The 16,106-nt window shown below is 56.0% G+C and carries 15 protein-coding genes; 14 read left to right on the forward strand and 1 reads right to left on the reverse strand.

Annotated elements, in window-relative coordinates:
* Positions 1–28: 28 nt before the first annotated feature.
* The 10 genes from miaB (at position 29) to rihA (ending at position 10,293) form a co-directional block, all read left to right on the forward strand.
* Positions 29–1,453, forward strand: a complete 1,425-nt coding sequence (miaB, locus tag D5067_RS16385; protein WP_119935078.1) for a tRNA (N6-isopentenyl adenosine(37)-C2)-methylthiotransferase MiaB — start codon at positions 29–31, stop codon at positions 1,451–1,453.
* A gap of 154 nt (positions 1,454–1,607) precedes the next feature.
* Positions 1,608–2,654, forward strand: a complete 1,047-nt coding sequence (locus D5067_RS16390; protein ID WP_119935079.1) for a PhoH family protein — start codon at positions 1,608–1,610, stop codon at positions 2,652–2,654.
* Positions 2,651–3,118 carry an rRNA maturation RNase YbeY gene (gene ybeY / locus D5067_RS16395; protein ID WP_119935080.1) on the forward strand — a complete coding sequence of 156 codons (468 nt, stop codon included), beginning with the start codon at positions 2,651–2,653 and terminating at the stop codon, positions 3,116–3,118. Before D5067_RS16390 ends, ybeY begins: the two co-directional genes overlap by 4 nt.
* Before the next feature lie 89 nt (positions 3,119–3,207).
* Positions 3,208–4,086 (forward strand): CNNM family magnesium/cobalt transport protein CorC, encoded by an 879-nt coding sequence (corC, locus tag D5067_RS16400; RefSeq protein ID WP_119935081.1) that lies wholly within the window; start codon positions 3,208–3,210, stop codon positions 4,084–4,086.
* Between the two features lie 5 nt (positions 4,087–4,091).
* Complete coding sequence (lnt, locus tag D5067_RS16405) at positions 4,092–5,630, forward strand: apolipoprotein N-acyltransferase (RefSeq protein ID WP_119935082.1); 1,539 nt, start codon at positions 4,092–4,094, stop codon at positions 5,628–5,630.
* A 401-nt stretch (positions 5,631–6,031) separates the two neighbouring features.
* Positions 6,032–6,937: an amino acid ABC transporter substrate-binding protein gene (locus D5067_RS16410; protein WP_119935084.1), complete on the forward strand. Its 906-nt coding sequence runs from the start codon at positions 6,032–6,034 to the stop codon at positions 6,935–6,937.
* A 154-nt stretch (positions 6,938–7,091) separates the two neighbouring features.
* On the forward strand, positions 7,092–7,832 hold the full coding sequence (gene gltJ / locus D5067_RS16415) for a glutamate/aspartate ABC transporter permease GltJ (RefSeq protein WP_119935085.1): 741 nt from the start codon (positions 7,092–7,094) through the stop codon (positions 7,830–7,832).
* Positions 7,832–8,506 (forward strand): glutamate/aspartate ABC transporter permease GltK, encoded by a 675-nt coding sequence (gene gltK, locus D5067_RS16420; RefSeq protein ID WP_119935086.1) that lies wholly within the window; start codon positions 7,832–7,834, stop codon positions 8,504–8,506. The genes gltJ and gltK overlap by 1 nt, the downstream gene beginning before the upstream one ends.
* Positions 8,506–9,231: an amino acid ABC transporter ATP-binding protein gene (locus D5067_RS16425; RefSeq protein ID WP_047347097.1), complete on the forward strand. Its 726-nt coding sequence runs from the start codon at positions 8,506–8,508 to the stop codon at positions 9,229–9,231. The genes gltK and D5067_RS16425 overlap by 1 nt, the downstream gene beginning before the upstream one ends.
* Positions 9,232–9,351: 120 nt before the next feature.
* Positions 9,352–10,293 carry a pyrimidine-specific ribonucleoside hydrolase RihA gene (gene rihA, locus D5067_RS16430; protein ID WP_119935087.1) on the forward strand — a complete coding sequence of 314 codons (942 nt, stop codon included), beginning with the start codon at positions 9,352–9,354 and terminating at the stop codon, positions 10,291–10,293.
* A gap of 67 nt (positions 10,294–10,360) precedes the next feature.
* Here rihA and D5067_RS16435 read toward each other — a convergent pair whose 3' ends face one another.
* Positions 10,361–10,843, reverse strand: a complete 483-nt coding sequence (locus D5067_RS16435) for a zinc ribbon-containing protein (RefSeq protein WP_119935458.1) — start codon at positions 10,841–10,843, stop codon at positions 10,361–10,363.
* A 214-nt stretch (positions 10,844–11,057) separates the two neighbouring features.
* Here D5067_RS16435 and leuS point away from each other — a divergent pair, with 214 nt between their 5' ends.
* From leuS to nadD, 4 genes are read left to right on the forward strand one after another with little or no spacing between them, the layout of a single operon-like run.
* The gene (leuS, locus tag D5067_RS16440) at positions 11,058–13,640 is read left to right on the forward strand and encodes a leucine--tRNA ligase (protein ID WP_160117933.1); all 2,583 of its coding nucleotides are present in this window, start codon (positions 11,058–11,060) and stop codon (positions 13,638–13,640) included.
* 14 nt (positions 13,641–13,654) lie between these two features.
* The gene (gene lptE, locus D5067_RS16445) at positions 13,655–14,224 is read left to right on the forward strand and encodes an LPS assembly lipoprotein LptE (protein WP_119935089.1); all 570 of its coding nucleotides are present in this window, start codon (positions 13,655–13,657) and stop codon (positions 14,222–14,224) included.
* Positions 14,224–15,255, forward strand: coding sequence for a DNA polymerase III subunit delta (holA, locus tag D5067_RS16450; protein WP_119935090.1), 1,032 nt, complete (start codon positions 14,224–14,226; stop codon positions 15,253–15,255). Before lptE ends, holA begins: the two co-directional genes overlap by 1 nt.
* Complete coding sequence (nadD, locus tag D5067_RS16455; protein ID WP_133302813.1) at positions 15,248–15,919, forward strand: nicotinate-nucleotide adenylyltransferase; 672 nt, start codon at positions 15,248–15,250, stop codon at positions 15,917–15,919. Before holA ends, nadD begins: the two co-directional genes overlap by 8 nt.
* Positions 15,920–16,106 lie beyond the last annotated feature (187 nt).

Below are 16,106 nucleotides of genomic sequence, written 5' to 3' on the forward strand. Positions count from 1 at the left end.
GGCTTGCAATCCTGAGCTGAGCAAGTCGATGACGAAAAAACTCCATATAAAAACCTGGGGCTGTCAGATGAATGAATACGATTCATCTAAGATGGCCGATCTGCTGGATTCAACCCACGGATACCAGCTGACCGAAAACGTGAAAGAAGCCGATGTGCTGCTGCTGAACACCTGTTCGATTCGTGAAAAAGCGCAGGAAAAAGTCTTTCACGTATTAGGCCGCTGGAAGCTTCTCAAGCGCAAAAATCCGGACCTGATCATCGGCGTGGGCGGCTGCGTCGCGTCGCAGGAAGGTAAGCTGATCCGCCAGAGAGCGCCGTATGTGGATATTGTCTTTGGCCCACAGACCCTGCACCGCCTGCCGGAGATGATCACTAAAGTGCGCGGCAACCGTAGCCCGGTCGTTGACGTGAGCTTCCCGGAAATCGAAAAATTTGACCGTCTGCCAGAGCCGCGCGCCGATGGCCCGACCGCCTTCGTCTCCATCATGGAAGGCTGCAACAAATACTGTACCTACTGCGTGGTGCCGTACACGCGCGGCGAAGAAGTCAGCCGCCCGGCGGACGATATTCTGTTTGAAATCGCGCAGCTTGCCGCGCAGGGCGTGCGCGAAGTGAACCTGCTGGGCCAGAACGTGAACGCCTGGCGCGGCGAGAACTACGATGGCACCACGGGCAGTTTTGCCGAGCTGCTGCGCCTGGTGGCCGCGATTGACGGCATCGACCGCATTCGCTTTACCACCAGCCACCCGATGGAATTTACCGACGACATCATTGACGTTTACCGGGATACGCCGGAGCTGGTGAGCTTCCTGCACCTGCCGATTCAGTGCGGTTCCGACCGCGTGCTGAACCTGATGGGCCGTCCGCATACGGTGCTGGAGTACAAATCCACCATCCGCAAACTGCTTGCGGCACGTCCGGATATCCAGATCAGCTCCGACTTCATCGTCGGCTTCCCTGGCGAAACCACCGACGACTTCGAGCGCACCATGAAGCTCATCGGCGAGGTAAACTTCGACGTGAGCTACAGCTTCATCTTCTCTGCGCGTCCGGGAACCCCTGCGGCCGATATGGTTGACGACGTGCCGGAAGAAGAGAAAAAGCAGCGTCTGTATATCCTGCAGGAGCGCATCAACCAGCAGGCCAACGCCTGGAGCCGCCGTATGCTCGGGACCGTCCAGCGTATTCTGGTGGAAGGCACTTCACGCAAGAGCATTATGGAGCTGTCCGGCCGTACCGAGAATAACCGCGTGGTGAACTTTGAAGGCACCCCGGATCTGATCGGTAAATTCGTGGACGTCGAGATTGTCGACGTGCTGACCAACTCCCTGCGCGCGAAGCTGGTTCGTACAGAAGACGAAATGGGCCTGCGAATTGCTGAATCTCCGGAATCCGTTATTTCCCGCACCCGCAAAGTCAACGATTCTGGCGTGGGCATTTACCAGCCGTGATCCTTCTGGCCTGCCTTTCCGGCAGGCCTTGTATTTCCCCTTGTCGCCCCCAATATGCAAAGCATATGCTTGCGCCTTTATCCCGTGGCGTGAATACTTTCGGTAATGACAGCTTTATGCTGCCAGCACGACAAAACACTCAAAGAGGAACGGTTTGAATATAGACACGCGTGAAATTAGCCTAACGCCTGCAGACAACGCTCGCCTGCTGAGCCTGTGCGGGCCGTTTGATGACAACATCAAACAACTGGAGCGACGTCTGGGTATCGAAATCAATCGTCGCGATAACCATTTCAAACTCACCGGACGCCCTATCTGCGTCAATGCGGCGGCGGATATTCTGCGTAGCCTGTATGTCGATACCGCCCCAATGCGCGGTGAAACGCAGGATATCGAACCGGAACAGATCCACCTCGCCATCAAAGAGGCGCGCGTGCTTGAGCAGAGCGCGGAAAGCGTGCCCGACTACGGCAAGGCGATCAACATCAAAACCAAGCGTGGCGTGATTAAGCCGCGTACGCCAAACCAGGCGCAGTACATTGCCAACATCCTCGACCACGACATCACCTTCGGCGTGGGCCCGGCGGGTACGGGTAAAACCTATCTGGCCGTTGCCGCCGCGGTGGATGCGCTGGAGCGTCAGGATATCCGACGCATTCTGCTGACCCGCCCAGCCGTTGAAGCGGGTGAAAAGCTCGGCTTCCTGCCTGGCGATTTAAGTCAGAAAGTGGACCCGTATCTGCGCCCGCTGTACGACGCGCTGTTCGAGATGCTCGGCTTTGAGAAAGTTGAAAAGCTGATTGAGCGTAACGTGATCGAAGTGGCGCCCCTCGCCTACATGCGCGGGCGCACGCTCAACGACGCGTTTATCATCCTCGATGAGAGCCAGAACACCACCATCGAACAGATGAAGATGTTCCTGACGCGTATCGGGTTTAACTCGAAAGCGGTTATTACCGGTGACGTCACCCAGATCGACCTGCCGCGCAGCACCAAATCCGGCCTGCGCCACGCCGTTGAAGTGCTGGCCGAGGTCGACGAAATCAGCTTTAACTTCTTCCACAGCGAAGACGTAGTACGCCACCCGGTGGTCGCGCGCATCGTTAATGCCTATGAAGCCTGGGAAGAGGCAGATCAAAAACGTAAGGCCGAGCTGGCCGCAGAGCGCAAGCGCGACGCGCAGGAGCAAGAGAATAAATGAGTCAGGTGATCCTCGATTTACAGCTGGCCTGTGAAGACAATTCCGGCATGCCAGATGAGGCACAGTTTCAGGCATGGCTGGATGCGGTTATCCCCCAGTTTCAGGAAGAGTCAGAAGTCACGATTCGCCTGGTGGATGAAGCAGAAAGCCATGAGCTTAACCTGACCTACCGCGGGAAAGATAAGCCGACCAACGTGCTCTCTTTCCCGTTCGAAGCGCCGCCGGGCATTGAGATGCCTCTGCTGGGCGATCTGATCATCTGCCGTCAGGTGGTTGAACAGGAAGCCAAAGAGCAGCAGAAGCCGCTTGATGCCCACTGGGCGCATATGGTGGTGCACGGCAGCCTGCACCTGCTGGGCTACGACCATATTGAAGATGACGAAGCGGAAGAGATGGAGTCCCTCGAGACAGAGATAATGCTTGCTCTGGGCTATGAGGATCCGTACATTGCCGAGAAAGAATAGTCAGTCAATCGACTGACTACCATGCCGCCGCGAAAGGATATAGCGCGGCGGTAAACATTGAACTCACATGAGAACCCTTAACAAACGCCATGAGCGACGACAATTCACACAGTAGCGACACGACAAACAGTAAAAAGGGATTTTTCTCCCTCATTCTGAACCAGCTTTTCCACGGCGAACCCAAAAACCGTGATGAACTGCTGGAGCTGATTCGTGATTCCGGGCAAAACGACCTTATTGACGAAGATACGCGCGAAATGCTCGAAGGGGTTATGGACATCGCCGACCAGCGCGTTCGCGATATCATGATCCCCCGCTCGCAGATGATCACCCTGAAACGTAACCAGACGCTGGACGAGTGCCTCGATGTGATCATCGAATCCGCCCACTCGCGTTTCCCGGTCATCAGCGAAGACAAAGATCACATCGAAGGGATTTTGATGGCGAAAGATCTGCTGCCGTTTATGCGCAGCGATGCCGAAGCCTTCAGCATGGAAAAAGTGTTACGCCAGGCCGTGGTTGTGCCGGAAAGTAAGCGTGTGGATCGGATGCTAAAAGAGTTCCGCTCTCAGCGTTACCATATGGCGATTGTTATTGATGAATTCGGCGGCGTGTCCGGTCTGGTCACCATCGAAGATATTCTTGAGCTGATCGTGGGCGAGATTGAAGACGAGTATGACGAAGAAGAGGACATCGACTTCCGTCAGCTGAGCCGCCACACCTGGACCGTGCGCGCGCTGGCCCCGATTGAAGATTTCAACGACGCCTTCGGCACCCACTTCAGCGATGAAGAGGTCGATACCATTGGCGGGTTGGTAATGCAGGCCTTTGGTCATCTTCCGGCGCGCGGCGAGACCGTTGACATCGACGGTTACCAATTCAAAGTCGCCATGGCCGACAGCCGACGTATTATTCAGGTTCACGTCAGAACGCCGGACGACTCACCGGTGCCAAAACTGGAAGATTAATGTAAATGGCATTTGCCCCACTGCTTGAACGCCAGCGCGTCCGTTTGCTGCTGGCGCTGTTGCTCGGAGCCAGCGGTACGCTGGCTTTTTCTCCTTACGACATCTGGCCCGCGGCTATTCTCTCCCTGATGGGGCTTCAGGGCCTGACCCTGAATCGTCGTCCGGTACAGGCTGCCGCCATCGGCTACTTCTGGGGCCTGGGGCTGTTTGGCTCCGGCATCAACTGGGTCTACGTCAGTATCGCGCAGTTTGGCGGCATGCCGGGGCCGGTTAACGTCTTCCTCGTTGTGCTGCTCGCCGCCTATCTCTCGCTCTATACCGGCCTGTTCGCGGGCATTCTCTCCCGCCTGTGGCCTAAAACCACCTGGCTGCGCGTCGCCATTGCCGCGCCGGTTGTCTGGCAAATTACCGAATTCCTGCGCGGCTGGGTGCTGACCGGCTTCCCGTGGCTGCAGTTCGGCTACAGCCAGATTGACGGCCCCTTAAAAGGGCTGGCACCGGTAATGGGCGTTGAAGCGATTAATTTCCTGCTGATGGCGGTGAGCGGCCTGCTGGTGCTGGCGCTGGTCTCCCGCTGCTGGAAGCCGCTGGTAGTGGCGCTGGTGCTCTTCGCCCTGCCCTTCCCGCTGCGCTATATCCAGTGGTATACCCTGGTGCCTGAGCGCGCCACGCAGGTCTCCATGGTGCAGGGCAATATCCCGCAGTCCATGAAGTGGGACGAGAAAGAGCTGCTGAATACGCTGAAGATCTACGCCAACGCCACCGAAGAGGTGATGGGTAAATCACAGCTGATTATCTGGCCAGAATCGGCTATTCCCGATCTGGAAATTAACCAGCAGCCCTTCCTCAACATGATGAACGACCTGCTGCTGGCCCGCGGCAGCACGCTGATCACCGGCATCGTCGATGCCCGTTTGAATCAGCAGAACCGCTACGACACGTACAACACCATCATTACGCTCGGCAAAGACAGCGAATACAGCTACAGCTCCACCGACCGCTACAACAAAAACCATCTGGTACCGTTTGGCGAGTTCGTTCCGCTGGAGTCGGTCCTGCGCCCGCTGGCCCCGTTCTTTGACCTGCCAATGTCCTCCTTCAGCCGTGGCCCGTACGTTCAGCCCCAGCTGCGAGCACATGGGTTGGCCCTGACGGCGGCCATTTGCTACGAGATTATTCTCGGCGAGCAGGTGCGCGATAACTTCCGTCCGGACACCGACTTCCTGCTGACCATCTCTAACGATGCCTGGTTTGGTAAGTCGATCGGCCCGTGGCAGCACTTCCAGATGGCGCGCATGCGTTCCCTTGAACTGGCGCGTCCGCTGCTGCGCAGCACCAACAACGGCATTACCGCCGTGATTGGCCCGCGTGGCGAAATCCAGGCCATGATCCCGCAGTTCACCCGCGAAGTGTTGACGACAAAAGTCACGCCAACGACCGGCCTTACGCCCTACGCGCGTACAGGCAACTGGCCGCTGTGGATCCTGACCGCGCTGTTCGGCTTTGCCGCGGTGCTGATGAGCCTGCGTCAGCGTCGTAAATAACCTCACCTTCTGTTGCCGGGTGGCGCTGACGCTTACCCGGCCTACTTTCCCCTGGCTGTAGGTCGGGTAAGGCGTAGCCGCCACCCGACAATCCCTCCCCAATCTTAAATCTGGCACGCCTATTGCTTTGTTTATTCAGGTAAACGCAGTTTGGCTTAACGTGCAACCTTGTCGCACCAGCGTAGATCATCGGTAGCACCGAAACGGTGCAACGACAGATTATTGCCTCTGAATGGTGCGGCGCGCTTCGCAAAAATAAACAATAACGCAGCAAAATCTTTACATTAAGCCAGACTAAATGTTAACAAGCTTGCATAACACTGCACTCGCATCGCGCGAGATATAACAACATCACAATGGGTATCAATGCGTCACTGGCGCTGATAAGAAAGGAGTTGGGTATGCAATTACGTAAACTGGCCACAGCAATGCTGGTTATGGGAATGTCTGCAGGCGTCGTTCACGCTGAAGACGCTCCGGCAGCAGGAAGCACTCTCGACAAGATTGCCAAAAACGGCGTAATCGTGGTCGGCCACCGTGAATCTTCTGTCCCGTTCTCTTACTACGACAACACGCAAAAAGTCGTGGGCTACTCACAGGATTATTCCAACGCCATCGTTGAAGCTGTGAAGAAAAAGCTGAACAAACCTGACCTGCAGGTGAAACTGATTCCAATCACCTCACAGAACCGTATCCCTCTGCTGCAAAACGGCACCTTTGATTTCGAGTGTGGCTCCACCACCAACAACCTGGAGCGTCAGAAACAGGCTGCTTTCTCCGACACTATCTTCGTAGTAGGCACCCGTCTGCTGACCAAGAAAGGCGGCGAGATTAAAGATTTTGCAGACCTGAAAGGTAAAGCCGTTGTTGTGACGTCGGGTACCACGTCAGAAGTGCTGCTGCACAAGCTGAACGACGAGAAGAAAATGGATATGCGCATCATCAGCGCGAAAGACCACGGCGACTCCTTCCGCACCCTGGAAAGCGGCCGTGCGGTCGCGTTTATGATGGATGATGCCCTGCTGGCGGGCGAACGTGCGAAAGCGAAGAAACCAGATAACTGGGAAATCGTCGGCACCGCGCAGTCTAAAGAAGCCTACGGCTGTATGCTGCGTAAAGACGACGCTGACTTCAAAAAGCTGATCGACGATACCATCGCTCAGGCTCAGACCTCCGGCGAAGCGGCAAAATGGTTTGATAAGTGGTTCAAGAACCCGATTCCACCAAAAAACCTCAACATGAACTTTGAACTGTCTGACGACATGAAGGCGCTGTTCAAATCACCAAACGACAAAGCTCTTAACTAATTAGAACGACAGGGGCGGGATCTCCTGCCCTCTCGATTGTCGGGAAGCATGGACAGACTATACGCTGAGTGGTCGTTCCCCACTCAGCGCGAAAATGAGCTTCTCACCAATCTTCGAGGGTAGCGCTGCTACCCTTTTTTTTCTGGAGTTTATTATGTCAATTGACTGGAACTGGGGCATCTTTCTGCAACAAGCCCCGTTCGGCAACACCACCTATCTTGGCTGGCTATGGAGCGGCTTTCAGGTCACCGTCGCGTTATCGATAACGGCGTGGATTATCGCGTTTCTTGTCGGGTCGCTGTTCGGTATTCTGCGCACCGTCCCTAACCGCTTTCTTTCAACGCTTGGCACGCTGTATGTGGAACTGTTCCGTAACGTTCCGCTGATCGTGCAGTTCTTCACCTGGTATCTGGTCATTCCGGAACTGCTGCCGGAGAATATCGGCATGTGGTTCAAGGCGGAGCTGGATCCTAACGTCCAGTTCTTTGTCTCCTCCATGCTGTGCCTGGGGCTGTTCACCGCCGCGCGCGTCTGCGAACAGGTGCGTGCCGCCATTCAGTCTCTGCCTCGCGGACAAAAGAATGCTGCGCTGGCGATGGGCCTGACGCTGCCGCAGGCCTACCGCTACGTGCTGCTGCCAAACGCGTATCGCGTTATCGTGCCGCCGATGACCTCAGAGATGATGAACCTGGTGAAGAACTCGGCCATCGCCTCGACCATCGGTCTGGTGGATATGGCGGCGCAGGCCGGTAAGCTGCTGGACTACTCCGCTCACGCGTGGGAGTCCTTCACCGCGATCACCCTCGCCTATGTTCTGATTAACGCTTTCATCATGCTGGTGATGAACCTGGTTGAACGCAAAACTCGCCTGCCGGGCAATCTGGGGGGTAAGTAATGTACGAATTTGACTGGAGTTCTATTGTTCCATCCCTGCCCTACCTGCTTGATGGCCTGCTGATCACCTTAAAGATCACCGTGATAGCCATCATCATCGGTATCGTCTGGGGCACCCTGCTGGCGGTGATGCGTCTGTCGAGCTTTAAACCGTTCGCCTGGTTTGCAACCGCCTACGTCAACGTCTTCCGTTCCATTCCGCTGGTGATGGTGCTGCTGTGGTTTTACCTGATTGTTCCCGGCTTTCTGCAAAACGTGCTGGGGCTGTCGCCGAAAACCGATATCCGCCTGATCTCCGCCATGGTGGCGTTCTCAATGTTCGAGGCCGCTTACTACTCCGAGATTATCCGTGCGGGTATTCAGAGCATCTCCCGCGGACAGTCCAGCGCGGCGCTGGCGCTGGGGATGACGCACTGGCAGTCAATGCAGCTCATTATTCTGCCGCAGGCGTTTCGCGCCATGGTTCCGCTCCTGCTGACCCAGGGCATCGTGCTGTTCCAGGATACCTCACTGGTCTACGTGCTGAGCCTGGCAGACTTCTTCCGTACCGCGTCCACCATTGGTGAGCGTGATGGTACGCAGGTCGAGATGGTCCTCTTTGCAGGTGGGGTCTACTTTGTGATTAGTTTAAGCGCGTCGCTGTTGGTCAGCTGGCTGAAGAAAAGGACTGTGTAATGATTTCCCTGAAAAATGTTTCTAAATGGTATGGGCACTTTCAGGTGCTGACCGACTGCTCCACCGAAGTGAAAAAAGGCGATGTGGTGGTGGTGTGTGGGCCATCCGGTTCCGGTAAGTCGACGCTGATCAAAACCGTCAACGGCCTGGAGCCGGTGCAGCAGGGTGAGATTGTCGTCAACGGTACCAAAGTCAACGACAAGAAAACTAACCTCGCCCAGCTTCGCTCGCACGTGGGTATGGTGTTCCAGCATTTTGAGCTGTTCCCGCACCTCTCGATTATCGAGAACCTGACCCTGGCACAGGTGAAAGTGCTCAAGCGCGATAAAAAAGCGGCGCGTGAGAAAGGGCTGAAGCTTCTGGAACGCGTGGGGCTTTCTGCGCATGCCGATAAGTTCCCCGCGCAGCTTTCGGGCGGTCAGCAGCAGCGCGTGGCGATCGCCCGCGCGCTGTGCATGGATCCGGTCGCCATGCTGTTCGATGAGCCGACGTCGGCACTCGATCCAGAGATGATCAACGAAGTGCTGGACGTCATGGTTGAACTGGCGCACGAAGGGATGACTATGATGGTCGTGACCCACGAGATGGGCTTCGCCCGTAAAGTGGCCAACCGCGTGATCTTTATGGACGAAGGGAAAATTGTTGAAGACTCCCCTAAAGAAGAGTTCTTCGCCAACCCGAAATCCGAGCGCGCTAAAGACTTCCTCGCCAAAATCCTGCATTAATCTTTACGGTGCGCAATCTGCGGATTGCGCACTGCTTCACGCTTTGTACCTCTTCTTCTCGTCGACTTCACTTCGCGGCGTTAACCTTGTCACAAAATAACGCTAAGAATGGAGAACTCTATGGCACAGCCGATCATTCTCGATTGCGATCCGGGTCATGACGACGCAATCGCCCTCGTCCTTGCCCTTGCCTCGCCTGAACTGGACGTCAAAGCCGTTACCTCATCCGCCGGAAACCAGACGCCGGACAAAACCCTGCGTAACGTCCTGCGCATGCTGACGCTGTTAAACCGTACCGATATTCCGGTGGCAGGCGGCGCTGTTAAGCCGCTGATGCGCGAGCTTATCATCGCGGACAACGTCCACGGTGAAAGCGGGCTGGATGGTCCTGCGCTGCCGGAGCCAGGGTTTGCGCCGCAAAACTGCACCGCCGTGGAGCTGATGGCGAAGGTGCTGCGTGAAAGCGCAGAGCCGGTCACGCTGGTGGCGACCGGCCCGCAAACTAACGTTGCGCTACTGCTGAACAGCCATCCAGAACTGTACGGTAAAATCGCCCGGATCGTGATTATGGGTGGCGCAATGGGGCTGGGGAACTGGACGCCAGCGGCAGAGTTCAACATTTTTGTCGACCCGGAAGCGGCGGAGATTGTCTTCCAGTCGGGCTTGCCGATTGTGATGGCGGGGCTGGACGTTACCCACCGCGCGCAGATTATGGCGGACGATATTGAGCGCTTCCGCTCCGTGGGTAACCCGGTCGCCACGACCGTGGCCGAGCTGCTCGACTTCTTTATGGAATATCACAAAGCCGAGAAATGGGGCTTCCACGGCGCGCCGCTGCACGACCCTTGCACCATCGCCTGGCTGCTGAAGCCAGAGATGTTTACCACGGTGGAGAGATGGGTTGGCGTGGAAACGCAGGGTAAATACACTCAGGGTATGACGGTGGTGGATTATTATTCGCTGACCGGTAATGCGCCGAATACCTCGGTGATGGTGGACATAGATCGAGAGGGGTTTGTGGATTTGCTGGCGGAAAGGCTGGCTTATTATTCTGCGGCCTGATGCCCTCTCCCACAGGGAGAGGGAGCAGACACTAAAAACGGCAACGTCGTTGCCGTTTTGCTTTTATTTATGGCTCAAACGGCCGACGCTGGAACTGGTCGTGCCCGCACTTCGGACACAGCGGCAGCACGTCCGGCGTGTACACCGCAATATGGTGATGACACTTCTCACAGACCAGGTTTCCCAGCCCCACCACTTCCCCGCTCTGGTAGACGCCGTGATGGTTTAAATCCTGAAAGACTTCGCGCCACTCCAGCTGGGTTTTATCGGTGATATCCGCCAGCTCCTGCCACAGGCTCTCTTTAATCACCCGCATAAAGACGCTGTCGGCCATCTCGTCCTGGCTCTCTTCGTAGCTGCGCGCAAACTCTTCAAGGTCGCGGCGCACCGCACGCGTCACCTCTTCGACTTCGGTTCGCGTTAACTCACCCGTTTGCGTCACCCGTGCACGCGCCTGTTCAACCAACGCATCAATATCGCGTTCGCCATTGCGCAGCCGTTCCGTCAGTGTCGCTACCAGCTCGCGGTAAAATTGAGCAACCTTGTTCATCATTTTGCCTCCCGGGTAAGTAACTATTTCTAATAATAGACCTTATTTCACCGCCGCTTTGTCAGGTGAAGCACAGACCCGGTAAATTCCTGCAAAGTGCATTTGTGCTAAAGGCTGTTTTGGCGCGGGCGTTTGGGCTATGCTATGCGGATCTGAATTATCACATCCATTGGCTACATTTGTAGCTGTATTGAAAACAGGACCACTGGCTGCCATGCAAGAGCAATACCGCCCGGAAGAGATAGAATCAAAAGTCCAGCAACACTGGGACGAGAAGCGCACCTTCGAAGTAACCGAAGACGAGAGCAAAGAGAAGTATTACTGCCTGTCGATGCTTCCCTATCCTTCTGGTCGACTACACATGGGCCATGTGCGTAACTACACCATCGGTGACGTGATTGCGCGCTACCAGCGTATGCTGGGCAAAAACGTGCTGCAGCCAATCGGCTGGGATGCGTTCGGCCTGCCTGCAGAAGGCGCAGCGGTGAAGAACAATACGGCTCCGGCCCCCTGGACGTACGACAACATCGCGTACATGAAAAACCAGCTCAAAATGCTGGGCTTTGGCTACGACTGGAGCCGCGAGCTGGCCACCTGTACGCCAGAATATTACCGCTGGGAACAGAAATTCTTCACCGAGCTGTATAAAAAAGGGCTGGTGTACAAGAAAACCTCTGCGGTTAACTGGTGTCCGAACGACCAGACCGTTCTGGCGAACGAACAGGTTATCGACGGCTGCTGCTGGCGTTGTGATACCAAAGTTGAGCGCAAAGAGATCCCACAGTGGTTTATCAAAATCACCGCTTACGCTGACGAACTGCTGAACGATCTGGATAACCTGGATCACTGGCCTGATACCGTTAAGACCATGCAGCGCAACTGGATCGGTCGTTCTGAAGGTGTGGAAATTACCTTCAACGTTGAGAATTACGACCAGACCCTGACCGTCTATACCACCCGTCCGGACACCTTCATGGGTGCGACCTACCTGGCCGTGGCCGCAGGTCACCCGCTGGCGCAGAAAGCGGCAGAAAACAATCCGGAACTGGCGACCTTCATCGACGAGTGCCGCAACACCAAAGTGGCCGAAGCCGACATGGCAACGATGGAGAAAAAAGGCGTTGATACCGGCTTCAAAGCCATTCACCCACTGACTGGCGAAGCCATCCCTGTCTGGGCCGCGAACTTCGTTCTGATGGAGTACGGCACGGGCGCCGTAATGGCCGTTCCGGGTCACGACCAGCGCGACTACGAATTTGCCACCAAATACGGTCTGACCATCAAACCGGTTATTCTGGCCGCCGACGGTTCTGAACCAGACCTGTCCGAACAAGCGCTGACCGAAAAAGGCACGCTGTTTAACTCCGGCGAATTCGACGGCCTAAGCTTCGAAGACGGCTTCAACGCCATTGCCGACAAACTGGCCTCCCTTGGCGTAGGCGAGCGTAAAGTGAACTACCGTCTGCGCGACTGGGGCGTTTCCCGTCAGCGTTACTGGGGCGCGCCAATTCCGATGGTGACGCTGGAAGACGGCACCGTGCTGCCAACGCCAGAAGATCAGCTGCCGGTGATCCTGCCGGAAGATGTGGTCATGGACGGCATCACCAGCCCGATTAAAGCCGATCCTGAATGGGCGAAAACCACCGTCAACGGCCAGCCTGCTCTGCGTGAAACCGACACCTTCGACACCTTTATGGAGTCCTCCTGGTACTACGCGCGCTACACCTGCCCGCAGTACCAGGAAGGTATGCTGGATTCCGACGCGGCGAACTACTGGCTGCCGGTTGATATTTACATTGGCGGTATTGAACACGCCATCATGCACCTGCTCTACTTCCGCTTCTTCCACAAGCTGATGCGTGATGCAGGTCTGGTTAACTCTGACGAGCCTGCCAGGCAGCTGCTGTGTCAGGGCATGGTTCTGGCAGATGCGTTCTACTACGTCGGCGTGAACGGCGAGCGTAACTGGGTTTCTCCGGTTGACGCCATTGTTGAACGTGACGAGAAAGGTCGTATCGTTAAGGCGAAAGACGCCGAAGGTCATGAACTGGTCTATACCGGCATGAGCAAGATGTCCAAGTCTAAAAACAACGGCATCGACCCGCAGGTGATGGTTGAGCGTTACGGCGCTGATACCGTGCGTCTGTTCATGATGTTTGCCTCTCCGGCGGATATGACCCTGGAGTGGCAGGAATCAGGCGTTGAAGGCGCAAACCGCTTCCTGAAGCGCGTATGGAAACTGGTTTACGAGCACACCTCTCAGGGTGATGCGCCTGCGCTGAACGCGGCGGCTCTCTCTGAAGATCAGCAGGCGCTGCGCCGTGATGTTCATAAAACTATTGCGAAAGTAACCGATGATATTGGTCGTCGTCAGACCTTCAATACCGCAATTGCGGCTATTATGGAACTGATGAACAAGCTGGCGAAAGCCCCGCAGGAAGGCGAGCAGGATCGTGCCTTAATGCGTGAAGCCCTGCTGGCCGTTGTTCGCATGCTGAACCCGTTCACCCCGCACGCGAGCTTCACCCTGTGGCAGGAGCTGAAAGGCGAAGGCGATATCGACAACGCGCCGTGGCCGGTGGCTGACGAAGCGGCAATGGTAGAAAACACCACGCTGGTCGTCGTGCAGGTTAACGGTAAAGTGCGCGGTAAAATTACCGTCGCGGTTGATGCGACCGAAGAACAGGTCCGTGAACGCGCAGGTCAGGAACATCTGGTTGCGAAATATCTTGAGGGCGTTACCGTGCGTAAAGTGATCTACGTACCGGGTAAACTGCTGAATCTGGTCGTTGGCTAAGCGCGGGAGGAAACGTGCGACAACTGGCAACAATACTCTTATCTCTGGCGGTGCTTGTCACCGCTGGCTGTGGCTGGCACCTGCGCAACACGACGGCGGTGCCTCCACAGATGAAAACGATGATCTTTGACTCATCGGATCCGAATGGCCCGCTTAGCCGTGCAATTCGCAACCAGCTGCGTCTGAACGACGTTGAGCTGATCGAAAAAGGCACCCTGCGTCAGGACGTACCGTCATTCCGCGTCTTAAGCTCAACGCTGGCAAAAGACACCGCGTCCATCTTCCAGGATGGTCGTACTGCGGAATATCAAATGGTGCTGACCGTGAACGCGGCCGTATTGCTCCCGGGTAAAGACATCTATCCGATCAATACCAAGGTCTACCGCTCGTTCTTCGATAACCCGCAAACCGCGCTGGCGAAAGATGCCGAGCAGCAGATTATCATTAACGAAATGTACGACAAGGCGGCGGAACAGCTGATCCGTAAGCTGCCAAGCATTGCCGCATCGACAAAACAGGGCTCTGACATCATCGAAACACCGGATGCCAACGCACCGACCATGTCAACGTCAATGGGTAACTGATGATCAGGTTGTATCCTGAACAACTCCGCGCGCAGCTCAATGAAGGGCTGCGCGCGGCGTATCTGCTCCTCGGCAACGATCCGCTATTGCTACAGGAAAGCCTCGATGCCGTGCGGCAGGTTGCCGCCTCTCAGGGCTTCGATGAACACCATACGTTTCAGATCGATAACAGCACCGACTGGAATGCCCTCTTTTCAATCTGCCAGGCAATGAGCCTGTTTGCGTCGCGACAGACCATCCAGATCCTGCTGCCGGAAAACGGCCCCAATGCGGCCATTAACGAACAGCTGGCTACGCTGGTCAGTTTATTGCACAGCGATTTGCTTCTGATTGTCCGCGGCAACAAGCTCACCAAGGCTCAGGAAAATGCCGCCTGGTTTACTCAACTTGCTGCCAACGCCGTGCAGGTCACCTGCCAGACGCCTGAACAGGCGCATTTACCGAAATGGGTTGCCGCACGAGCAAAACAGCACAACCTTCAGCTGGATGATGCGGCGAATCAGCTGCTGTGCTACTGCTATGAGGGCAATCTGCTGGCGCTGGCACAGGCGCTGGACAGGCTCTCCCTGCTCTGGCCTGACGGCAAGCTGACGCTCCCGCGCGTTGAGCAGGCGGTTAACGATGCCGCACACTTCACCCCGTTCCATTGGGTAGATGCGCTGCTGTCGGCGAAAAGCAAACGTGCCCTGCATATCCTGCAGCAGCTGCGTCTTGAAGGCAGCGAGCCCGTCATACTGCTTCGCACGCTTCAGCGTGAGCTGCTGTTGCTGACGCATCTTAAGCGCCAGTCTGCTCATGCCCCGTTGCGCTCACTGTTCGACAAACATCGCGTGTGGCAAAACCGCCGGGCCATGACCACCGAGGCGATTAACCGTCTCAGCCATGAACAGCTGCGCCAGGCAGTACAGCTGCTGATGCGCGCCGAGCTTACGCTGAAGCAAGATTATGGTCAGTCAATCTGGGCGGAGCTGGAAAGCCTTTCTCTCTTACTCTGCCACAAGGCGCTGGCAGACGTGTTTATCGATGGATAATATGCACTCTTTACAGGCACTGTACGGCGGCACCTTCGATCCGGTACATTACGGCCACCTGAAGCCCGTCGAAATTCTGGCAAATCTGATTGGTCTCCAGCGCGTGACCGTCATGCCTAATAACGTCCCACCCCATCGTCCTCAGCCTGAGGCAACCAGCGAGCAGCGCAAAGAGATGCTCGCTCTGGCCATCGCCGATAAACCCCTTTTCACCCTTGATGAGCGAGAGCTGCGCCGGGATATGCCGTCCTGGACCTCACAAACGCTGCAGGAGTGGCGAGGCGAACAGGGGCCAGACAAGCCGCTGGCCTTTATCATTGGTCAGGATTCTCTGCTCAATTTCCCCAGCTGGCATCAGTATGAAACCATACTGGAGAACAGCCACCTTCTCGTCTGCCGTCGTCCGGGCTATCCGCTTACGATGCGCGAAGAGCAATATCAGCAGTGGCTTGAAGATCACCTGACGGACAACGTGGAAGATTTGCACAATCAGCCCGCCGGGAAGATTTATCTGGCCGAGACGCCGTGGTTTGATATTTCTGCCACCCTGATCCGCGAACGTCTGCAACAGGGCCTGCCGTGTGACGAACTCCTGCCCGCTTCAGTGCTGGCGTATATCCACGCGCACGGGTTGTACCAGAAAAGCGGTGATGAGCGGTCATGATGCGCGAAATTGTCTGTTATTGATTATCCTGCCTTGACAGGGTAAGCCATACTGATATCCTCCGCTGCCAGACTTTCCCGCCGATCGTTGCTTTACAGAAATTGTTTTACAAAAATGGCGATGCAATCTCAGGCGGAGGGTGGGATGATACCCGCCTTCAAAAGCCCGGCCGGTGACATTTGTCCCG

Origin of the sequence: Enterobacter huaxiensis (genome assembly GCF_003594935.2) — a bacterium.
GTDB classification, from domain to species: domain Bacteria; phylum Pseudomonadota; class Gammaproteobacteria; order Enterobacterales; family Enterobacteriaceae; genus Enterobacter; species Enterobacter huaxiensis.